The organism is Okeania sp. SIO3I5, assembly GCF_010672085.1.
In the GTDB taxonomy this organism is placed as follows: Bacteria; Cyanobacteriota; Cyanobacteriia; order Cyanobacteriales; family Microcoleaceae; genus Trichodesmium.
This window is the reverse complement of the sequence record NZ_JAAHHT010000008.1, coordinates 1-23477: the sequence shown is the minus strand read 5'-3', so window position 1 is coordinate 23477 and position 23477 is coordinate 1. Positions and strand designations below refer to the sequence as shown.

Sequence of the window (23477 nt, the reverse complement as noted above, 5' to 3'; positions counted from 1 at the left end):
AGTAGTTTTTCAGGTCTAAGAATTATTTAGTCAACTAGACTCGGAAGTTTTTGATGCTTTATGATGTGGTTGAAACAAGCTTAATGAAGTCAGAACTTCAGAACTAAAAACTCAGCAGTAGTTTTTCAGGTCTAAGAATTATTTAGTCAACTAGACTCGGAAGTTTTTGATGCTTTATGATGTGGTTGAAACAAGCTTAATGAAGTCAGAACTTCAGAACTAAAAACTCACAAGTAGTTTTTCAGGTCTAAGAATTATTTAGTCAACTAGACTCGGAAGTTTTTGATGCTTTATGATGTGGTTGAAACAAGCTTAATGAAGTCAGAACTTCAGAACTAAAAACTCAGCAGTAGTTTTTCAGGTCTAAGAATTATTTAGTCAACTAGACTCGGAAGTTTTTGATGCTTTATGATGTGGTTGAAACAAGCTTAATGAAGTCAGAACTTCAGAACTAAAAACTCAGCAGTAGTTTTTCAGGTCTAAGAATTATTTAGTCAACTAGACTCGGAAGTTTTTGATGCTTTATGATGTGGTTGAAACAAGCTTAATGAAGTCAGAACTTCAGAACTAAAAACTCAGCAGTAGTTTTTCAGGTCTAAGAATTATTTAGTCAACTAGACTCGGAAGTTTTTGATGCTTTATGATGTGGTTGAAATAAGCTTAATGAAGTCAGAACTTTAGAACTAAAAACTCAGCAGTAGTTTTTCAGGTCTAAGAATTATTTAGTCAACTAGACTCGGAAGTTTTTGGTTCTTTATGATGTGGTTGAAATAAGCTTAATGAAGTCAGAACTTTAGAACTAAAAACTCAGCAGTAGTTTTTCAGGTCTAAGAATTATTTAGTCAACTAGACTCGGAAGTTTTTGGTTCTTTATGATGTGGTTGAAACAAGCTTAATGAAGTCAGAACTTCAGAACTAAGAAGTTGTTTTTTTCAGCTTTAATAATTATCTGGTAAACTTGACCAGAAAATTTTTGATTATTTGGATTTTGATGTGGTTTAAACAAGCACTGATAAGAAGTGAGGACAAATAGTTTTAAAACAAGAAGAGAAAAGTCTATAGATTCAGGAATGATTAATAAAAAACACATAAGAAAAACCTAGGCAAACAAGAGTGATTTCTAGTTTGTCTCTCAAAAATTTGGTAATAGTACACAAGTCATGATTTTTCCAGTTTACATAAATGAAAATTAAAGGGATATAGCAACTAACATCCTTACATATTTAGGACTACCAAAAGTTGTAAATCCAATCTATATTGACTAAGTTGCTTGGTCAAAATATTCGCGCTCTAAACTCCAACTGATGAATTTTCGATCTATCTAAATTAAGGAAATCGTTGTAACAGCAAAGAGTAAGAAATGGGTTTTGTACAAAAACTATTTAGACCATAGGACAACCCTTACCAATATAATACTTTAACTTTGCCAAACGTAATTGAGGAACAGTTTACTGAAACAGAATAGACAGTAAATAATACTAGAAAATAAATAATAATTAAAAACTAACAGATGACAAATATAGGTGTTTCTATAACTGGAAGTGGTTCTGCAATACCAAAAGTATCTCTAGATAATCAACAATTATCCCAAATAGTAGATACTTCTGACGAATGGATCGGGTCTCGCACTGGGATTCGTAAGCGACAACTGGCAAATCCAACAGAATCATTATGTAGTCTGGCAACTCAAGCATCTCTAGCAGCTCTTGGCCAAACTAATATTACTGCTAAAGATATTGACCTAATTATTCTAGCTACATCTACTCCAGATGATTTATTTGGTACTGCTAGTCAAATTCAATCGGAGTTGGACGCCAAGCAAGCGGTGGCCTTTGACATGACTGCGGCTTGTTCTGGTTTTGTATTTGGCCTAGTAACTGCAGCGCAGTTTATCCGTAACGGAGTTTATCAAAATATTTTATTAATTGGGGCAGATATTCTCTCCCGTTGGGTAGACTGGGAAGATCGAACCACCTGTGTTTTATTTGGAGATGGGGCAGGTGCAGTTATTTTACAAGCTTCAGGGCGCGATCGCCTCCTGGGTTTTGAACTTCGCAGTGATGGTAGTCAAAATAACTGTTTAAATCTTTCTTACCAACCTCAAGAAAAGAAAATAATTGATGGAGTAGCTGTTAGTAAAGGTACTTATCAACCAATAACTATGAATGGCAAGGAAGTCTATCGTTTTGCCGTACAAAAAGTACCGGAAGTGATAGAAAAAGCTCTCTTTAGAGCTAATATTAGTGTAGAGGAAATTGACTGGTTACTATTACATCAAGCTAACCAAAGAATTCTAGATGCTGTTGCTAGTAGATTGAATATTCCGTCAGAGAAAGTTATTAGTAATCTCCGAAATTATGGCAATACCTCTGCTGCTTCTATACCTCTAGCTTTAGACGAAGCTGTTAGGCAAGGCCAGGTTAGTTCGGGAGATATTATTGCTGCTTCTGGTTTTGGAGCAGGATTAACTTGGGGGGCGGTAATTTTTGAGTGGAGCAGTATTTAGTTAAGTCAAAAGTCAACTAATAGTTAATAATTAATAACTAATAATTGTTCATTGTTGAAATTTTACTTATTGCCTCGAAAAAAAGGAGTTGATAGGGATATATATCAAACAAGCTACTCAGCAATTTAGTCGGAATACTTTTTTACCTACGAGAAGGGGATTTTAACCGCAATTCAACCCTTTTGTAATTGGGATGATAGCTAGTTAATTAAATAATTAATAATTACCTCTTCTCATAAACAAAATGATTGGGTTAAAAGAATTTTTTTTCTTTTTTCTCCATGAATAGAGAGGCTTTAGACCTTAATTTTTCGGTAAAAAATATAATTCTAGTAGAAATTAATCAATTCCAGCTACTTCAGGAATATAAATTTCTAATCTTCTTTTTCTTCTGGGATTATTTATCAAATTTGTTAGATATTTATAGAAAGAAATTATCAAGTAAGTTTAGAAATTAAAAACAAACTTTTACATAGTTAAATTGATAATATCAAAATGACAAAAACAGCATGGGTGTTTCCGGGACAAGGTTCTCAAAAAGTTGGTATGGGAATAGATTTATTAGATTTACCTTCTGCCAAAGCAAAATTTGACCAAGCTCACCAAATTTTAGGTTGGTCTGTAACAGAAATTTGCCAAAAAGAAGAAGCAAAATTATCTCAAACTATCTATACTCAACCTTGTTTGTATGTAGTGGAAAGTATATTAGCAGACGAAATGCTTGCTAATTCTTGTCAACCAAATCTGGTGGCAGGTCATAGTTTAGGAGAATATGTTGCTCTCTATGTTGCTGGAGTATTTGATTTTGAGACAGGATTAAAATTAGTTAAAAAACGTGCTGAACTAATGAATAATGTCACAGATGGAGAGATGACAGCTTTGATAGGATTCGATGGAAAAAAGCTTGAAGAAGAACTGGAACAAACTCCTGATGTAGTTTTGGCAAATGATAATGATTCGGGTCAAGTTGTCATATCTGGTACACCAGAAGCCATAAAAATTTTACTTGAAAAAGTTAAGGCTAAACGTGCAATTAAATTAAATGTTTCTGGGGCCTTTCATTCTCCTTTAATGGAGTCTCCATCTAGAGAATTTCAAGAAATATTAGAATCTGTAGAATTTGCTGATGCTAAAGTACCAGTAATTTCCAATTTTGAGCCTACTGCTACTACAGATGCAGGGATAATAAAAAAGCGTCTTGAGCAGCAAATGACAAATGGTGTGAGATGGCGTGAAACATCTTTAGAAATGGAAAAAGAAGGGGTAAAAAAAGTTATAGAAATTGGTCCTGGAAAGGTACTTAGTGGTTTGATCAAGCGCGTTTGTTCTAGTTTAAAATTGGTAAATGTGAGTAGTTTACAGCAGTGCCTTGCCATTTTGAATAAGGAAGAAGGAAAAGAGAAGAAGGAAGAAAAAAAATTAATAATTAATAATTAATAATTAATAATTGTTAAAAGCAGATTCCAGATTAATGTTGATATGGTACAATTGACGGGGTAAATTTTTTACTTAGTTCTTTATCCTACCGAAAAAATAAGGTATAAAGCCTCTCATCAGCAAGGAGAAAAAAATTCCTTTTAACCATAAGCATTCAGCAGTCAGTATTCAACTATCAATTTCATTATCTTGAGAGAAGGAATTGGGATATTTATGATTTCAAAGAATTCAAAGTATGGTTCAACAATTAATAATTAATAATTAATAATTAATAATTAATTATTACCTCTCCTTGAAACTGATAGGATTGACTAAAAGGAAAATTTTTATTTATTATCCCCTATCCAAGGGGAGGCTTTAAACCAAAATTTTTCGGTAAAAGCTCATGCTTACTTCATTTATTAAAAAGCTGTTTGCGTAGCATTCCGCAGGAAGAGCTGACAGCTAATAGCTGAATGCTTACTTTTAACCAATCATCTTCTTTTTAAGAACAGGTAATTATAGCAATCCTAAATTAGGTTGTAAGATTTTATCGTAGGGGTTTGGTCTCCAAATCCCTTAGCATTTTGCTTTGGAGACCAAACCCCTACAGCTTTTTCTCACATCTCATTCCTGATTGTTATAATAATTATTAATTGTTAATTATTAATTATTGAATCCTATAAATCATTAAAATCCTGTGGCTAAAAATCGTGAACCAGTTAAGAATTTAGTTCTTTATCACTTATTAAAATGGTCAGTAGTAGCTCCTATACTTCGTTTTTATTTTCGCAGTAATATTTATGGCATGGAAAATGTTCCACAACAAGGACCTTTAGTAATAGTTAGTAACCACGCTAGCGATCTAGACCCTCCAATTTTATCTGTTTCTGCCAGAAGACCTGTTGCTTATATGGCAAAAAAGGAATTATTTGACGTGCCAATTTTGAAGCAGATAATTACCTTATATGGTGCTTATCCTGTTAACAGGGGATCGGCAGATCGAAGTGCTATTCGTTCCGCTATAAATAGTTTAGCAGAAGGATGGGCAGTAGGTATCTTTATACAGGGAACTAGAACTCTAGATGGTAGAATTTCAGAACCAAAATTAGGTGCTGCTTTAGTTGCTGCCAAGGCCAAAGTACCATTATTACCAGTTTGTATTTGGGGTACTCATGCAGTAAAGCGTCAAGGTTTGATCGCTAATTCTGTACCAATAACTGTCAGAATAGGAGAGCTTATACCTCCTCCTGAATCAACTAAAAAAGAAGATTTAGAATTAATCAGCCACCAATGTGCAGATATAATTAACAAAATGCACGATTTAGGACGTTAACTAAAATTTATAATTCAGAATTCAGAATTTAGAATTTAAAATTCTACTGAGTGATTATTTAATAAATTTAGTTAGAAAGAAAATGCAAGATATAAAATTTATAATTCAGAATTCAGAATTTAGAATTTAAAATTCTATTGAGTCCTGAGTGCTTATTTAATAAATTTAGTTAACAATAAAATGGAAGATATTAATATTAGAGAACGATTAGCTGAAAATTTGGATGTGGCTGAATGGAATTGGTTAGTACCTCATGTTAAACGTGATGTTGTAGTAATTATAGACCAAAAATTGGATTTGCTGGATGTGGGGGAAGCGATCGCTTCTGACAATACATCTTCTGTGCAAAATTGGATGAAGCAAGAACTTATTTATAAACCCTCAGCAGAACAATTATCGATTTGGAATAGTAACGATACTAAAAAGTTTAATGCTTTGATAGTACAGCCTTTTGTTTTAATCCAAGAACCTGTGGAAACTCAAGGGGAGAATTGATGGAAAAAATTGGCTCCTGTATAACCGGTAGTTAACCAAACAATTCCTCTAATTCCATCTCGAATCACTTTTTCGATAGGTTCAGGCGATCGCCCAGAGGGAACTGGTAGGGGTTTAAAGGTAATACCCCTACTACCCAAAATAATTTGGCCAATAACTCTAGCGCGACGCATGTGGTCATCGGAGGTAACTAAATAAACGCTTGTAATACCTTGGGATTTTAATTTATCTACTATTGTCGTGAAATTAGTTACAGTATCTACAGCATCATAGTCTAAATGTAAACGGGTTTGTGATATGCCAGCTTGGGAGAATAACCATTCTGCATATTCTGGGTTAGTACCAGAAGATACCCAAATATCTAGATGAGGATGTTGCTGGGCAAATTCTGCGGCAAATACTTCTCTTTCTATGGCCCCACCAAGTACCAATAAAGCTTGAGGAGGTTCAATACTGCCTGCAAATTGCTGATAACCAAACCAAAAAGTTACCAAAAATCCTACTAAAAACCAGGAAATTCGAGAAATCTTCAATCCTTTATATAATTTTTTACTAGAGACTACCCTCACAACCATATCTTTAAAAATAAAAAACCATCTGCAGTCTTGCAAATGGTAAAGAGTTTCAAGATTAATATTCAGAAAGTATTATCTACCATCCGGAGTAGGAGATAATGATATTATCATAGTATTTAGATTTGATATGTAAACTGAGAACTATATACAAGGTAACTCATACCAATTACCATGCATTAATGCTATATTTCAGCTATGCTTCAACAGCCAAATAGTTACTAAGGTTTTTTGTATGTTTTTAACAATTATTAGGAGGATTACTGTAGTTAAATACAATCTGCTTTGTAGTCAAATACAATCAAACTTTTGACTTTTAACTTTTATTATCAACTGTCATTATAATCAACTACTATCCAAAAGTTTAATGGGTTTGGAGACCAAACCCCTAAAATCAAATATTACAATCTAGTTGAGGATTACTATAGTTAGATAAAATCAAATTTGTAGTCAAATACAATCAAACTTTTAACTTTTAACTTTTAACTTTTAATTTTTATTATCAACTGTCATTATAATCAACTACTATCCACAAAGTTTAATGGGTTTGGAGACCAAACCCCTAAAATCAAATATTACAATCTAGTTGAGGATTACTATAGTTAGATAAAATCAAATTTGTAGTCAAATACAATCAACTACTAGCCAAAAGCTTAATGGGTTTGGAGGCCCAACCCCTAGAATCAAATCTTACAATCTAGTTGAGTATTACTGTAGTTAAATACAATCTGAATTTTGAATTTTGAATTTTGAATTTTAATGAACGGGACTGGCGCGATTCGAACGCGCGACCTAGCGCTTCAGATTTGTGTGAGTTTCCCCACTCTCTGGACTATCCCTTCACCATAGCTTTCATAGCTTTAGGTGGTGGCCTAACGTTTTAGGAGAATTTTAATTGCTCCGTAAAACTCTAGTCTCTGCACCTTCTTTACCGTAATCAGGTAAAGCTTGGCTCAAGATTACCTTATCTGTATAAAAGACTTAGGCTTCCTTGAGTTTGACCACATTCACTCACGGAGTTTCCTCACATGGTGCCCGATATTTCAGGAGGCGCTTGCTCTATCCATCTGAGCCACAGCCCCATGTTAAGCTTGAAGTTAATCAAAAGTCAAAAGTCAAAAGTTAGAAGTTAGAAGTTAAAAGTAATCTATAACTATATCTTAACCTTTGTTTTACCTGCTATAACCTTGAGCTTACAAAAAAAGCATAGGATTAGAAGTCAAGAATGATTTTTATATTTTCACTTATAGTAAAACTCCACTGTAATATTTGGCAGGATTTTAAGATTAACTTAATTACCTATAGCCATTTATCTTAATTGACTTTTGAGTTTTAGGAAATAGATTAATAATTAGGGCTTCCTGAAAAAGCCTTATTAGTAAGAGTAGGAGTCAGGAGACAGGAGACAGGAGACAGGAGGAATGGGGAATGAGCGAGAGGCAGTCGGAAGATTATCCCTTGATTTTTCAGCCAATAGTCAACCTAAAATCCTCACTTTGATGCAGCTCTTTATAAGGAAAACCTTGTACTTTTTAAAGTCTTTAAAAAGCTAAAACCTTTATCTGTAAATGCTTTTAGATTTAATCAGCAAGCCATAATTATCAATTTTAAAAAATATTCCTACAAACTGTTTTAGTGTTGGTAGGATTTATCAAAAGATAAGGGGTTTGGAGACCAAACCCCTACAGAAGTTAGAAAGTATGAATTAATAAGTCACAATCTTTCAGAAAATTGGTATTAATCTAAGGTGCTAAAGCATGCCCCCGGAGCATACTACCAATAGTTTTAGCAGTAATCTTCATTTGAACTAAAGGATTAGCAGGTACAACAGTCTTGTATAAATAACTATCAAAAGTTAATCTCTGTACATCACGGTCAGCACACATTTCTACAAATGCTTCGCGAGTAGCATCAGAACGATAGAAGACTCTCTGCAAAATATCTAATACTTTGTAAGTCATGCCATACTTCTTATCCCAACGCTTCAGATAAAGTTTCAAATCTGCTTCAGTCGGGATAATAGCACCATTATTAGAAGTCTCAACAATAGTTTCAGCACACATCCGAGCAGACTTAGCTGCAAAATAGATACCTTCACCAGAAGACTTAGTAACAGTACCCGCAGCATCTCCAACTAGAGCAACTCTACCACGAACCCGACGAGGGCGAGGATGTTCGGGAATAGGATGAGCTTCTACTTTGATTATCTCGCCACCTGCGATACGTTTAGCTGCACGAGCGCGAATACCTGCTTGTAACTGTTTAATTTTGGCCTGGTTAGGTTTCATTGTACCAGTACCTACAGCAACGTGGTCATATTTGGGGAATACCCAAGCGTAGAAGTCGGGGGACACATCATCGCCTACATACATTTCTGCAAGGTCTTCGTAATAAGACATGAGATGGTCAGGGATACGAATACGTTCTTGGAAGGCGATCGCGTAATTATAATCTCCAGCATCAATGGCTTTTGCTACACGGGAGTTGGCCCCATCTGCTCCAATAACTAAATCCACTTTTAAGGTTTTGGCTGTTCCTTGGACATCTCCTTCTGAATGGTCAGAGTAATGAATAGTGTAGGGGTCTCTATCATTAGTAGGAATATCTAGTTTATAAACTGTGCCGTTAATTAGGTTAGCTCCTAGAGATGCTGCCCTATCTCTGAGGAAGCCATCTAATACTTCCCGACGGCACATACCTATATATTCATCTTCTTTTTCTATATGGATATCTACCTCAATATTGGAGGGAGATATCATTTTCATTTTTCTAACTCGGCGATCGATAATTTCTGGTGGTAGGTCAAATTCACTGACCATGCAGAGGGGAATAGCTCCACCGCAAGGTTTGGCGTTATCTAGTTTACGTTCAAATAAGTAAGTTTCAATACCTGCTTTTACTAAGGTCTCGGCAGCAGAGGAACCTGCTGGACCAGAACCAACAACAGCAACCCTTAAAGTCAAAGGTCTTCTCCTTAATCTTTTTTCTATATACAAGATGGGATGGTATCACGGACTTGGGTCTCGTGGTTGATTCTGTGAGGATATGTGAAGAAAATGCAACAGAGTTTAATATTTTGATACTTAATGCTTGTTGATGGACTTTATATTCGTAAAATTTAAAAATCCAAATTTAAAATCAAGTTTTTTATATATTAAGCAAATAACAATTACAGAACTTACGCATAACCACCTTATTTAGTAGGGGCAAACCGCTGTTTGCCCCTACAGATGGTATATAATTTAATATTTTGCGTAAGTGCTGAATTACTAAAAATTTTCCAGCTATGTTATCTAATCTGATTATTTTATTAACACACTAGAGTAATGAGGGATTTTTCTGCCGAATACTTGGCTTCAAATGCAGGTTCCCACCATTCGCCTTGTTTTTTGACATTACCATTTTTGTCAGTTAAAACATAATTAGTAGGGCGAATAGTTGATGTCGGGCAATAAACTCGAAAATCACCTTTTAAGACATCGCCATCATCATATTTTAAGGTAGCTGTAGCTAAATATAAACCTGGTTCATCTAATTGTATTTGGTCATCGACAACTACATTAGCATCTGCTAAAGCACTAGGTAAATTTAAGTAAAAACAGGTTAAACTGGATAAGGCAAATAAAATTGATTTAGTTGATTTCATAAAGTAAAAGCCTCTTGATAAATAGATTGAAAATTGATTCACAAATATAAATATAGCAATATGATTTAAGTTGTGAGATATTGGAAAGTTTTAGGGAACAGAGGAGAAGAAAAAAACGAATCGAATATAGATAAATATGATAATTTCGATATTTGATTCTTATCAGGAAAAGTCAAATTATCACAACTTACAAAATTTCTTAGATCAACCCGGTTTATTCGTAAGTCAAATCAATTCAAAATTCAAAATTATTAATTCAAAATTATAACCTCTGCGTGAAGTCAGAGGGTTGAAATATTGAAATTAAGTTTGAAGCAAAAATTTTTAACTTTGAATTTTTAATTTGGTAATACTCTGGAGGAATGTGCCAGAAAGTACAAGAATTTTTGTCGTTGCTTAAGATCAAAAAAGAGGTATTCTAGAAGATGAAAGTTAGTTGGAAAAATCAAGCATTAAAAACCATAATTCCTACCCTAGAAAATGGCGATCACTTAACTCGAATTGAGTTTGAGAATCGTTATAGCAAGTCAAATATTAAAAAGGCAGAATTAATTGAGGGAATAGTTTATATGGCATCTCCTTTACGAATTACAAAACATGGCGAACCCCATGCCTCAATTATGGGATGGTTATTACTCTATCGTGCTGCAACACCAGGAGTACAACTTGGAGATAATTCTACTGTTCGTTTGGATGGAGATAATGAACCTCAACCTGATGCTTTGCTCCGAATTGAAAATGATGGGCAGTCAATTATTAGTGAGGATGGGTATGTGGAAGGAGCGCCGGAATTAATTGTTGAAATTGCGGCGAGTAGTGTTTCTTTTGATGTGCATGATAAGCTCAAAGTTTATCGTCGTAATCAAGTTCAAGAGTATTTGGTTTGGCGAGTTGAGGATGGAGAAATTGATTGGTTTCGGTTAAAATCAGGGGAATATATTCAGCTTCAACCTAATTCAGAAGGAAGAATTTGTAGTGAAATTTTTCCGGGGTTATGGTTAGATAAAGCTGCTTTATTAACAGGGGATTTAATGAAAGTTATTGAAGTAGTACAACCGGGGTTATGGTTAGATAAAGCTGCTTTATTAACAGGGGATTTAATGAAAGTTATTGAAGTAGTACAACTGGGATTAGCTACAGTAGAACATCAAAATTTTGTGGATAATTTAGGAAATTTATAACCACTTTAAGTTTGGGTAATACTCTGGAGGAATGTGCCAGAAAGTACAAGAATTTTTCTCGTTGCTTAAAATCAAAAAAGAGGTATTCTAGAAGATGAAAATTAGTTGGAAAAATCAAGCATTAAAAACAATAACTCCCACCCTAGAAAATGGCGATACAGCTAACGCCACGCTCCGCGAACGCTTAACTCGAATTGAATTTGAAAATCGTTATAGCAAGTCAAATATTAAAAAAGCAGAATTAATTGAGGGAATAGTTTATATTGCCTCTCCTTTACGAAGGAGAAAACATGGTAATCCTCATGCACGAATTATGACTTGGTTGGGAATTTATTGGTCAGCAACTCCTGGTATAGAACTTGGAGATAATTCTACTGTTCGTTTAGATGGAGATAATGAACCTCAACCTGATGCTTTGCTCCGAATTGAAAATGATGGGCAGTCAATTATTAGTGAGGATGGGTATGTGGAAGGAGCGCCGGAATTAATTGTTGAAATTGCCGCGAGTAGTGTTTCTTTTGATGTGCATGATAAGCTCAAAGTTTATCGTCGTAATCAAGTTCAAGAGTATTTGGTTTGGCGAGTTGAGGATGGAGAAATTGATTGGTTTCGGTTAAATTCAGGGGAATATATTCAGCTTCAACCTAATTCAGAAGGAAGAATTTGTAGTGAAATTTTTCCGGGGTTATGGTTAGATAAAGCTGCTTTATTAACAGGGGATTTAATGAAAGTTATTGAAGTTGTACAACTGGGGTTAGCTACAGTATAACATCAAATTTTTGTGGATAATTTAGGAAATTCATAACTACTTTGAGTTTGGAAAATACTCGCTTTTATACCTTGAGATAAAATAGGGAATAGGGAACGGGGAAGAGGGAGAAATAATTGATAATTTGAGGGAGAAATAATTGATAATTTCTGGATAATAATTAATTCTATGTTTGATTTTCACGCCTATGTATTAGGACTTACGCAAAGAAACCCGGTTTCTATGAGAAATCATTGTTTTTGACAATAAACATCTACGAGAAACCGGGTTTCTGGGTTCGCATGGCTTTAGTCCTGTGTATTTTAAATTAAATTTTCCAGAAACTAGAAGGATGGAAGCGATCGCTATTTTCTTCTAATAGACATCTCCAGTAATATCATTAAAATTCAATACTGTAGGGGTTTGGTCTCCAAACCAAAACCCTATACTAATTTATAGCGTTGCTGAATAGAATAAAAGTATAATTTTATAGGAGTCAGGAGAAGCTATAATGGTTCTTTTTCTGCACCTTAAATAGGAGAAATAGGTCTGATTTATATATTAGAAATTTGGGAATTTTATACCGTGTTTCAGCAACGCCTAATTTCTTCTATACTATTACTATAAAAGCAAACAATTTAGAGGAAAATGAGTCAACTATTAGAACCATTTCGTGAAGCATATAGAAATATGCAACTTCTGCCACTGCTGGAAGAATCAGAACTAGAAAAGTTTTGGGTTGAATATGGCACTGAAACGATGGAAGAGTTAGAACAACTTGTCGAAGATAGTCCTTATAATAATAGTAAAATAATTTTTGCTGGTCATCGCGGATGTGGCAAGTCTACTCTTTTAGCAAAATTTGGTCGGAAGATGGCAGATAGATATTTTGTGGTGCTTTTTTCTATCTCTGACTCGATAGAAATGTCTGATGTTAATCACATTAATATTTTGTTCGCGATCGCTGTTCGTTTAATGGAGGAAGCTGATAAGCAAAAGATAAATATTAAATCATCTATAAAAGAGGAATTTTATAAATGGTTTGCCAAGCATACTCGAACCGAAATTAAACAATTTAAGGCTGAAACTTCGGCAGGTTTTGACTTATTTGAAATTATTGCCGGGAAGTTGAAAGCTGATGCTAATCTTAGAGACGAAATTAAACAAGAATTTGGCAAAAAAATATCTGATTTAATAAATAGAATTAATGAAATTGCTGCTGTAGTTCAGAATGCTTCGAGAAAAGATGTTTTAGTCGTTATTGATGATTTGGATAAAATCGACTTGGGTGTAGCGCGACAGGTCTATGAAGAAAATGTCAAAGCATTATTTCAACCTAATTTTACAATTATTTTTACTGTTCCTATTTCAGCTTTACGGGAAGTACGAATGGCAGGAACTTTGGTAGCAGAAACTAACGATCAAATTCTGACATTGCCAGTTTCTAAATTATTTAAACAGGGAGAAAGTCGCATACCTAATTCTGTGCCAATACCAGAACCTACGGCGATATTAACTGATGTAATGTATAAACGAATTTCTCAAGATTTAATTGAGCCGGAAATTGTCAAGAAAATTGTTATTTATAGTGGCGGAGTTTTGCGGGAGTTAGTCAGAATAACTAATCAATGTTGTCGGATTTGTTTACGGTTAATTCGGCGTCAACCTGATGATTTAGAGATAAAAATTAATGCTGAAGTTTTACAAGAAGCTATAACTAATATTAGGATTGATTTTGACACTAGAATTGGAAGTGCAGACTATGCAGTTTTAAAAGAAACTTATCAGAATTTTCAACCAAATGACTCTAAAGAACAACGATTTTTAGATTTATTGCATGCATTATATGTCTTAGAATATCGCAATAGTGATGGTTGGTATGATATTCACCCTATTGTTACAGAACTTTTGCAAAGGAAGGGAATTATAATGGATAATGGATAATTGATAATTGATAATGGATAATTGATAATTGATAATTGATAATGGATAATTGATAATGGCTTTGTTGTATGAAAGCATATAGCTACCGGACTTGCTCTGCTTACCGAAAAATTGTGGTTTAAAGCCTCCCCTTGGATAGGGGATAATAAATAAAAATTTTCATGATTAGACAATCCTATCAGTTTCAAGGAGAGGTAATTATTAATTATTCATTGTTAATTATTAATTGTTGAAGTACTTCATACTTCTACAACTATTGTCCAATAAATAAATCTAAGGTTTGTTTGATAAAAAAAAGCTGAAACTTATACCTGTAAAGGCTTTGAGCGATTCAACTATTGGCCAATAGAATAATAGAAGGAGGGTGATATAGTTGCCACTAGGTTTACTTTTCATGTCGGATCTGACAACCGAAAAGCGGAACGGATTTTCTATGGCTATTACAACAAAGCCATGTTGGATGAAAGCATATAGCTACCTGACTTGCTCTGCTTATGTACTTTATACTTCTACAACTATTGTCCAATAAATAAATCAAACATCAAAAATTAATAAAAAAAAGGCTGAAACTTATACTTGTAAAGGCTTTGAGCGATTTAACTATTGGCCAACAAATGAATAAAGCATCAATCTATAGAAGGAGGGTGATATAGCTGCCACTAGGTTTACTTTTCATGTCGGGGAGAACCGAAAAGCGGAACGGATTTTCTATGGCTACTTTCATGCAACATGGCTTTGTTGCTAGACAAGCATATAGCTACCGGACAAGCTTAAGATCCATGTACTTTATACTTCTACAACTATTGTCCAATAAATAAATCAAACATCAAAAATTAATAAAAAAAAGGCTGAAACTTATACCTGCAAAGGCTTTGAGCGATTTAACTATTGGCCAACAAATGAATAAAGCATCAATCTATAGAAGGAGGGTGATATAGCTGCCACTAGGTTTACTTTTCATGTCGGGGACAACCGAAAAGCGGAACGGATTTTCTATGGCTATTACAACAAAGCCATTGATAATTGATGACTAATACCAATTTGTTAAAGCAAATGTAGGCCCTTGTAGAACAATAGTGAAACCCAACATACGCCTTATTGTTGTTGAGTCCTTATTCTCGTTGGGTTTATCCTGTTAAGCTCCGCTTTTCATGTCGCTCCGCGTTAACGTTTGCGATAGCATTCCGTAAGGAAAGTTGTGCGTTAGCTAAACGAGACCTCAACCCAACCTACGCCTGAAAAAGCTGATATAGCACTACGCATTAAGGTTAGGACATTTATAAATCCTGTTTGCGCAGCATGACCTAGGAAAACCCTTTGACAATTTGCTATTCCCTATTCCCTATTCCCTAGCGCTACGCGCTATAACTGATATGACAAAATTGCTAGAAAATCCGGAAAATCAAAAGAATTATGACGATCTAATTGTTTCGATTGAGGCGAGTTTTAATTCGTTAAATATTCTCGTTGCTGTTTGTGATGATAGTGAATATCGAGAGGAAATAATTCAAATGTATGAACAAGAATTATCGCCTTATATTCCTTGCTATCGAGTGCAGATACCAAAGGGAGAACCGAGTCTGAGGGCAGCGATCGCTTCGGTGGTGGAAACTGATGAATATTTGCAGGCAGGAAAACAAGCTGTGATTACTGTGACGGGTGTTGATGGGTTGCGTTTTTTGAGTTTTGATGGGGAAAGAACGGAACAGGATAAGTTTTTGGGTTATTTACAGTGGACGCGGGAAGCTTTGCGACATTTTCCCTTTTCTATTGTGTTGTGGATGACGTTTCAGATGCAACGCAGTGTGGGGAAAAAAGCGCCTGATTTTTGGGCGTGGTGCAAGGGTGTGTTTCGGTTTGTTTCTTTTCAGAAAATGGCTCTTCCTAAGCAGGATGTTGATTTTTTGAATCATGTTGATTTTTTGAATCCGACTTTGGGTGAAAAGTGGAATGAGGTAGATGATGACGATCCTCATTTTTTGCCAGTGGCAGATTTGCAGGAGTTGATTGCGGATATTGAACGGGAAAAGCAGGTGAAGAATGCTAGTTTGGTGACTTTGTATAGAAGTTTGGGAAATATTTTTGATCGACGAGTGGAACGTGGGGAATGTGAAAATTATCAGCAGGAGACAGAGTTAGCGATCAAATATTTTCAGAAGGCAATAGCTTTGCAGCAAGAGTTGGGTTCGAAGGGAGGTTATATACTAACAAAAGCAGGACGCGAGAAAGTTCAAAAAATTTATCTAGTAGAGCAAAGCCTTAATAAAATTAGCAAAAAAGCTGATTTACATCGGACTACAGTGGGAAAAATATTTCTTGGAAATGGAGGAGTTAGCTCAAAAAGTATCAAAATATTTTCTGACTATGTTACTACTAATTATCCATTCTCTTTTGAAGAATATTTTGACTATGAAAAATGTGAAAATCAATCCAGAAAAATCAAAAAATCTAATCCTGCACAAGATACTAAGTCACCAAATTATATCCAACGCCTATTAATCGAGCAAAAAATTTATAAAAGTCTGTTATCAACCAATTACATAATCAGGATAAAAGCACCTAAAAAGATGGGAAAAACTATCTTGATAAATCGAGCATTAGAGCAATTCAAAGCCAAGGAAAATTCCCAGATTGTATCTATTAGTTTTCAGGAAGCTGACAATAGCGATTTATCCCAATTGAATAAATTGTTGCGTTGGCTATGTGCCAATGTTAGTAGTCAATTAGAACTACCTGTTAAATTAGATGACTGGGATAATGTAACTAAAGAATTCGGCAGTAAAGTGACCTGTAATAACTACTTTGAAAAGTATTTATTGCCAGAATTAAAATGCCCTATGGTTTTATTTTTAGATAATTTAGAATTGCTTCGTATCAACGAAATCGATCAAGATTTCTTGGGAATGCTCCGCTCTTGGAGTGATAAAGCTAGTAGAAATCATCTCTGGCAAAGATTACGATTAGTTATTTCTTATACTCCGAATATTGAGATGAAAATCAATCCTAATCAATCCCCATTTAATATCGGTACGACTATTGAAGTGCCAGAATTTACCTCCAAACAAGTACAACAATTGGCTGAAAATTATCAACTTAACTTAGATAACTATCAAGTAGAGGAACTAATGAAAATGGTGGCAGGTCATCCTTATTTAGTAGATTTGACTTTTCATAGTCTTAAAACTTGTAATGCCATGACATTAGAGAAAATCTTAGAAACTGCTCCTACAAAAGATGGTATTTATCATAGTCCTTATTTACAAGAATATTTAGCCACTTTAAAACAGCATTCAGATATAGCTCAATATTTTCTCAAAATAATTAACGCCGAAGATATAAGAAATATCGAAACTAATGCTATTAAAACACTTATGAATTTAGGATTAATCAAAGATATAGATGGCAAAATATTAGTTAGCTGCAAACTTTATCGTTTATATTTTGAAAATTATTTAAGAGATGTCAAATGAATTTAATGTCTGAATCAAATTTAATTAAAAAGTAGGAGAAAATATTACTTGACATGAGATAATAACTGATAATTTATCAATGTTAAAAAGTCTGATTATTTAATTTCAACCATTCTTGATAACGCTGTTCATTACCACCAAAATATTCAACAGAAACTTGAGGTTATCGCTCATAAACCAAAGATTTATACTCCTCCAAAGTCATTGGTTTTTTCTCACAATACAGCGCTTTTCATATTGATGAACCACAATGAAGAAGGAGTCAGGAGACAGGAGACAGGAGACAGGAGAAAAGAGGGAGGAGTCAGGAGGGAAGAGGAGCAAGTTTTTTGATCACGCTCTTATCCGGACATAATATTACTTAATTATTAGCAGTTTACAGCGCCTTTCATATTGATGACTTCACGTCACAACCAGAATCTTGTAGGGACGTTCCATGGAAAGTCCCTACTGTGGTTTACCCAAATCAAAACTGCTGTAATATCAAGTAACATTAATTAACCGCAATGTAGAGACCTTTCGCTGCGCGACATGAAACGCATTTTTGTTATGCAAGGTCTCTACGAGGTTTGGGAAAGATTGTTTATTACAGTTATTTAATGAGACATGATATAAGCAACAATAATCTCACGAAATAGAGGCATATTTTGTAAGTCTGGTTCATATTTGATATCATGTCCGCTTGTATCGGAGAGTGTAAACCCAAAGGTGAGTATCTACAGGAAATTTAAGTTTTTTTTCTTGCTCTTAAGTATTCTTCTCTGTTCCCTGTTCCCAGTTAAGTGTTCCCTACCTTTGCTATACAATACCGATGCTACCGGACATGATATGATATAATCAGGACTGACCCACGCTATATCTAGTAGGGGCGATTTCCTGCGGAATGCGGAGCAAACGCGAATCGCCCCTACAGATAGGGTATTATTTAATAATTTGCTTCAATAATTAATAATTAACAATTAATAATTAATATAGCAATTCCCAAGAAGCGTGAGGTACAAAATTCCTTGGTTTTAGGGAACAGGGAACAGGGAATAGGGAACAGGGAATAGGGAATAGGGAATAGGAAACAGGGAATAGGAAATAGGAACAAATAAAGATAGGTGTACCTCACGATTGCTGAGAAACGCTATAATTACCTCTTCTTTTTAAGAAGAGGATTAGTTAAAAGGAATTTTTTTTATTTTTTTCTCCTTGAAAGGAGAGACTTTAAACCTGATTTTTTCGGTAATATCATGTCCGGATAATTAGTGTTCAAAAAATTCTCCTCCTTATAGCTTAAAATTCCCTCCTCTTCTCTCCTGACTCCTCCATTTTTATTTATAACTGTTCAACCGGACATGATATAAGTCCTGGGTGGTCGTGCTGAGGAATGGTAGAGAGAGTGTGGGAGGTGTGGGAGATGTGGGAGGTGTGGGAAGTGTGGGAAGTTGGTTCGTGTGGGAAGAAATTACAAAACTTATGTATCTTCGCCATTCCTCAGCAGGACTACCAAGTCCTGAAAAAAACTTTATCCTCTTTTGTCAAGTCCAACAGTAAGTTTTATTGAATTTATAAAGGTAAATAATTTTCAAATCAATTAATTGTGCGATGTGATCGGAATAGCTCTAACAACCATCATTCCCCAAATAACTCCTAAATGAAATTTAGTTGCACCATCTAGTTTAAACTTGGCAGATACTAATAACTGATTTAACTCAGCTTGAGTATAACATCGTTGATGAGCAGGATCGAAAATTTGTAATAACCAATCACAAATTCTACAGACAAAATAATCTTTGTTCCAATCAAGAATTATCACTTTGCCATTAGGTTTGACTACCCGTTTCATTTCTGCTAATGCTAATTGAGGTTTGTCAAAAAAATGAAAAGAATTAGCACAAACAACTACATCAAAATAATGACTTTCAAACGGTAGTGAATGAACTGAAGCTTGTTGAAATTCGACACGAGAAAAAGCATCATGTTTTTTTCTAGCTAAATCTAACATTTTTTCAGATATATCAATTCCTATAATTTTTTGTGTCGGATTTTTTTCGAGCAATAGTCTTTCAAATTCACCTGTTCCACAAGCAACATCTAAAATTATTGCTTGTGGTTGAATTTTCTCCCAATTGTAGAGAAAAGTAAGAGTATTAATGATGTAATTACGCCAGCGTACATCATAAATATTAGCAATTTGATCGTATTGTCTTTGAATTTTAATTTCGTTCATTTCAATTAGAGCGCTAGGGAATAGGGAATAGGGAACAGGGAACAGGGAACAGGGAATAAAAAGACAAAAATATAACTGTACCTCACGACCTTGGGAAAGGCTATATTAATCCCCAAAAGTAATGATATACTTAAGGTAACACTTTATATATAAATCAGGAATAAGATGTGAGAATTGAGATGTTATTTAAAATTCTAAAATATAGCTATTATCTTATGATAATAGATACATTTTTTTCTTTTTCCCTACTCCCTATTTCCTACAAAAAAATCACAAAATATACTTGACAAAACATTGATATTAAAAGTAAAATTTCGGAAAAATTAATTCATCATTCAACCAATCAAACAGTATGATTTCTCTGAATAATCTGGGAGTAACTTTCCCAGATGGTAAAGTAGCTTTACACAACATTTCTGTTGAATTTATTCAAGGGGAATTCACGGTAATTTTAGGTTCTTCTGGGGCTGGAAAATCTACACTTTTACGCTGTATAAACTTTCTTATTTATCCTACCAGTGGTCAAGTTATTGCTGAAGGTAATAGTAATTTATATCACCCCAAAATATTACAAAAACATCGTCAAAGAACAGCAATGATTTTTCAGCAACATCAATTAATTCCCCGACAAACTGCTCTGAAAAATGTTCTTATAGGTCGTTTAGCTTATCATTCTACTTTCAGAAGTTTATTTCCTCTTCCTAAAAAAGATCAATATATTGCCTTAAATTGTTTAGAAAGAGTAGGTTTATTAGATAAGGCTTTAACACCTGTTAAAACATTAAGTGGGGGACAACAACAACGAGTAGGAATTGCTCGTGCTTTAGCCCAACAACCTAAATTTCTCTTAGCTGATGAACCCATCGCTAGTTTAGATCCTACCAGTTCTCATCAAGTATTATCCAATTTACGCAAGATTTGTCAAGAAGATGGAATAGGAGCTTTAGTTAGTTTACACCAAGTTGATTTAGCTTTAGAATATGCTGATCGTATTATTGGATTAGGTAAAGGAACAATTCTGTTTGATGGTAGTCCTTCAGAAATAAAAAACTACCAACTTGAAGAAATCTATCAAAGGGAACAAGGAACAGGGAATAGGGAATAGAACAGAAGAAAAACAATTGTACCTCATAATTTGGGAATTGCTATATATCAAACTATACCTTTCAGTAAAACTGCATAAATGTTGTGTATAAAATATTTATAAAAAAAAGATATTGACTTTTTATCAACAGTATTTATAATTAATTCATTGATTGTTTAGGAAAAAAAGATTATGTTAAGTTTAATCCTCAAAAAAAATTTTGTGGTAGTGCTTTTTTTGGCTTGTTTAAGTTTAGTTAGTTGTAGTAATTCTAATACTCAAACATCAAATACAGGAAATCAATCCACACAAGTGGATACAAAAGCTAACCCTCAGAAACTAATAGTTGCTTTATTACCAGATGAATCTGCAGCTACTGTCATTCAAAATAATAAAGGACTTGAAACCTATTTAGAAAATAAACTAAATAAAGATATTGAATTATTTGTCAGTACCGATTATTCTTCTATGATTGAAGTAGCTAGTAAAGGGCGTTTAGATTTAGCCTATTTTGGACCTTTATCTTACGTTTTAGCAAAAACTAAAAGTAATATTGAACCTTTTGCTGCTTTAAAAAAAGATGGAAAAACCACTTATCAAGCTTTAGTTATTGGTAATGCAGAATCAGGAATTGATTCATATGAAAAAATAAAAGGAAAAGTCATGGTTTATGGCGATCAAGCTTCTACTTCTAGTCATTTAATTCCCAAGTCAATGTTAATGGAAAAAGGATTAAAACCAGGGGAAAATTATGAAGAAGTTTTTGCAGGTGCCCATGATGCTGTTGCTGTTGCTGTTGCTAATGGAAATGCACAAGCGGGAGGGTTGAGTAAACCCATTTTTACTGCCTTAATTGAGAAGGGAACAATTGATAAAAATAAGGTAATTATTATTGCCGAATCTAAACCTTTCCCCCAATATCCTTGGACAATGCGTTCTGATTTAGCACCTGAACTTAAAACACAAATTCAACAGGCATTTTTAGAATTAGAAGATGAGGCGATACTAAAACCATTTAAAGCTGATGGATTTCAATCAGTTACAGATGAAGATTATGATGTGGTGAGAGACTTAGGAAAAGTTCTCGATCTGGATTTTGCTGAATTAAGCAAATAATAGACTAAGCTCAAAAAATTCGTCAAATCAATTCAAAATTCAAAATTATTAATTCTTGCATTATAACCTCTGCCTAAAAGGGAGAGGTTATTATCAATTATCCATTAATTAGGAACGTCGCTATATCCAATCGTCAAATCAATTCAAAATTCAAAATTATTAATTCTTGCATTATAACCTCTGCCTAAAAGGGAGAGGTAATTATCAATTATCCATTAATTAGGAACTTCGCCATATCCAATCGATCAAGAAAAAAGAATATTCCCTATTTAAAGCCTCCCTATTCCACGAGGTACTGATAACTAATAACTGATAACTGAAATGAAATTTACTTCCAATAAATTTGATAGTTTACTCCGTCAACAACAAAGAAGTTGGTATATTTCTTTGACTAAAACATTGACCTTATTAGGCATTATTTTAGTCAGCTTTGGGAGTGTGGGATTATTAGATGGACAAAGAATATCTGAGGGGATTCCTGACTTAATTGAAATGATTGGAGAAATGTTTCCGCCAGATTTTAGTCGCGCTAGAGACTGGATTAAACCTTTAATTGATACTATTGCTATGAGTATTGCTGGTACAGGTATGGCTATGATTCTTTCTCTTCCCCTTTCTTTAGGAGCTGCTCGTAATACTACACCTCATCCTATTGTTTATTTTCTATCAAGAATGATTCTAAATATAGCTAGGGCAATTCCTGAATTAATTCTAGGAATTCTGTTTGTAGCAGCAGTTGGATTTGGTACACTTCCTGGGGTATTAGCATTAGGATTTCATTCAATTGGGATGGTGGGAAAATTCTTTGCTGAGGCTATAGAACATACGGATAATGCTCCTATTGAAGCTGCAAAATCTGCGGGTGCTAATCATTTACAAATTATTTTTCATAGCATTTTTCCTCAGATTTTTCCTCAAATTGCTGACGTGACTTTTTATCGTTGGGAATACAATTTTCGAGCCTCGATGGTGTTAGGTGCTGTGGGAGCTGGTGGCATTGGATTTGAAATTATTGGAGCTTTACGTTTACTCAAATATGAGGAAGTTTCCGCACTGTTATTAGTTGTGTTAATGATGGTTACTGTGGTTGATAGTTTAAGTAATTATTTACGTCAAAAATTTATTTAGTTCTTATAGCATTCAGCTATCAGCTATCAGCTATCAGCTATTGTTTTTCATGGGCGATAAAAGCTTTTCAATTATTTCTCCCTATTCCCTATTCCCAGTTAAGTTTTCCCAGTTAAGTGTTCCCTTACAAATTATTTGTCATCGACTTAATTTGTAAGCTTTCAACTAAAAAAATATCAGCACTTGTACCAATTTGAAAAAATAATTTTACAAACAGTTTCAAACTTTAGATGTGAAAGAATTTCCTGAAATTACTGTAGAATATTTCATGTTGCGCAGCGAAAATTTTTAAGCCGATAAAATCTTAATGCATGACTTTTGAATTCCCTAGCATATTTCATGTCGCGCAGCGAAAATTTTTAAGCCGATAAAATCTTAATGCATGACTTTTGAATTTTGACTTTTGAATTCCCTAGCATATTTCATGTTGGGCAGCGAAAAGTTTTAAGCCGATAAAATCTCACTTTTTTAAACTTTAGATGTGAAAGAATTTCCTGAAATTACTGTAGAATATTTCATGTTACGCAGCGAAAAGTTTTAAGCCGATAAAATCTTACTTTTTCAAACTTTAGATGTGAAAGAATTTCCTGAAATTACTGTAGAATATTTCATGTTGGGCA

17 protein-coding genes are annotated in these 23477 nt (G+C 34.2%); 13 read left to right on the top strand and 4 right to left on the bottom strand.

The annotated features are described in order from the left end of the window. Nucleotides 1–1510 precede the first annotated feature (1510 nt). The 4 genes from F6K40_RS03205 (at nucleotide 1511) to F6K40_RS03190 (ending at nucleotide 5753) form a co-directional block, all read left to right on the top strand. Nucleotides 1511–2506 (top strand): beta-ketoacyl-ACP synthase III, encoded by a 996-nt coding sequence (locus tag F6K40_RS03205; protein ID WP_293131295.1) that lies wholly within the window; start codon nucleotides 1511–1513, stop codon nucleotides 2504–2506. Nucleotides 2507–3001: 495 nt separating this feature from the next. After that, a complete protein-coding gene (gene fabD, locus F6K40_RS03200) occupies nucleotides 3002–3943 on the top strand; it encodes an ACP S-malonyltransferase (protein WP_293131292.1) in 942 nt (313 codons plus the stop codon). 679 nt (nucleotides 3944–4622) lie between these two features. Then, nucleotides 4623–5258: a lysophospholipid acyltransferase family protein gene (locus F6K40_RS03195; protein ID WP_293131289.1), complete on the top strand. Its 636-nt coding sequence runs from the start codon at nucleotides 4623–4625 to the stop codon at nucleotides 5256–5258. Between the two features lie 180 nt (nucleotides 5259–5438). Further along, the gene (locus F6K40_RS03190) at nucleotides 5439–5753 is read left to right on the top strand and encodes a DUF2288 domain-containing protein (protein ID WP_293131286.1); all 315 of its coding nucleotides are present in this window, start codon (nucleotides 5439–5441) and stop codon (nucleotides 5751–5753) included. Here the strand turns inward: F6K40_RS03190 and F6K40_RS03185 are convergent. The 3 genes from F6K40_RS03185 to F6K40_RS03175 form a co-directional block, all read right to left on the bottom strand. Beyond that, complete coding sequence (locus F6K40_RS03185) at nucleotides 5738–6328, bottom strand: YdcF family protein (RefSeq protein WP_293131283.1); 591 nt, start codon at nucleotides 6326–6328, stop codon at nucleotides 5738–5740. The genes F6K40_RS03190 and F6K40_RS03185 overlap by 16 nt on opposite strands. A 1739-nt stretch (nucleotides 6329–8067) precedes the next feature. Further along, nucleotides 8068–9288: a geranylgeranyl reductase gene (gene chlP, locus F6K40_RS03180; RefSeq protein WP_293131280.1), complete on the bottom strand. Its 1221-nt coding sequence runs from the start codon at nucleotides 9286–9288 to the stop codon at nucleotides 8068–8070. A 347-nt stretch (nucleotides 9289–9635) separates the two neighbouring features. Beyond that, entirely contained in the window at nucleotides 9636–9971 is a 336-nt protein-coding gene (locus tag F6K40_RS03175; protein WP_293131277.1) for a hypothetical protein, read from the bottom strand. 425 nt (nucleotides 9972–10396) lie between these two features. Here F6K40_RS03175 and F6K40_RS03170 point away from each other — a divergent pair, with 425 nt between their 5' ends. The 6 genes from F6K40_RS03170 to F6K40_RS03145 all read left to right on the top strand — a co-directional run bounded on the left by F6K40_RS03170 (nucleotide 10397) and on the right by F6K40_RS03145 (nucleotide 18863). Next, on the top strand, nucleotides 10397–11152 hold the full coding sequence (locus tag F6K40_RS03170) for a Uma2 family endonuclease (protein WP_293131274.1): 756 nt from the start codon (nucleotides 10397–10399) through the stop codon (nucleotides 11150–11152). A 94-nt stretch (nucleotides 11153–11246) separates the two neighbouring features. Then, a complete protein-coding gene (locus F6K40_RS03165; protein WP_293131271.1) occupies nucleotides 11247–11921 on the top strand; it encodes a Uma2 family endonuclease in 675 nt (224 codons plus the stop codon). 627 nt (nucleotides 11922–12548) lie between these two features. Further along, on the top strand, nucleotides 12549–13844 hold the full coding sequence (locus F6K40_RS03160) for a P-loop NTPase fold protein (protein ID WP_293131268.1): 1296 nt from the start codon (nucleotides 12549–12551) through the stop codon (nucleotides 13842–13844). Nucleotides 13845–14217: 373 nt separating this feature from the next. Further along, nucleotides 14218–14373 (top strand): hypothetical protein, encoded by a 156-nt coding sequence (locus F6K40_RS03155; protein ID WP_293131265.1) that lies wholly within the window; start codon nucleotides 14218–14220, stop codon nucleotides 14371–14373. An 844-nt stretch (nucleotides 14374–15217) separates the two neighbouring features. Beyond that, nucleotides 15218–17314 (top strand): AAA-like domain-containing protein, encoded by a 2097-nt coding sequence (locus tag F6K40_RS03150; RefSeq protein WP_293131262.1) that lies wholly within the window; start codon nucleotides 15218–15220, stop codon nucleotides 17312–17314. A gap of 1372 nt (nucleotides 17315–18686) precedes the next feature. After that, nucleotides 18687–18863 carry a hypothetical protein gene (locus tag F6K40_RS03145; RefSeq protein WP_293131259.1) on the top strand — a complete coding sequence of 59 codons (177 nt, stop codon included), beginning with the start codon at nucleotides 18687–18689 and terminating at the stop codon, nucleotides 18861–18863. Between the two features lie 30 nt (nucleotides 18864–18893). On the opposite strand, the gene F6K40_RS03140 is transcribed toward F6K40_RS03145, so the two are convergent. After that, nucleotides 18894–19529, bottom strand: a complete 636-nt coding sequence (locus F6K40_RS03140) for a class I SAM-dependent methyltransferase (RefSeq protein WP_293131256.1) — start codon at nucleotides 19527–19529, stop codon at nucleotides 18894–18896. A gap of 352 nt (nucleotides 19530–19881) precedes the next feature. On the opposite strand from F6K40_RS03140, the gene phnC reads away from it, so the two are divergent. The 3 genes from phnC (at nucleotide 19882) to phnE (ending at nucleotide 22857) form a co-directional block, all read left to right on the top strand. Beyond that, complete coding sequence (phnC, locus tag F6K40_RS03135) at nucleotides 19882–20634, top strand: phosphonate ABC transporter ATP-binding protein (protein WP_293131253.1); 753 nt, start codon at nucleotides 19882–19884, stop codon at nucleotides 20632–20634. A 171-nt stretch (nucleotides 20635–20805) separates the two neighbouring features. After that, nucleotides 20806–21729: a phosphate/phosphite/phosphonate ABC transporter substrate-binding protein gene (gene phnD / locus F6K40_RS03130; RefSeq protein WP_293131250.1), complete on the top strand. Its 924-nt coding sequence runs from the start codon at nucleotides 20806–20808 to the stop codon at nucleotides 21727–21729. A gap of 321 nt (nucleotides 21730–22050) precedes the next feature. Continuing rightward, nucleotides 22051–22857 (top strand): phosphonate ABC transporter, permease protein PhnE, encoded by an 807-nt coding sequence (gene phnE / locus F6K40_RS03125; protein ID WP_293131247.1) that lies wholly within the window; start codon nucleotides 22051–22053, stop codon nucleotides 22855–22857. Nucleotides 22858–23477 lie beyond the last annotated feature (620 nt).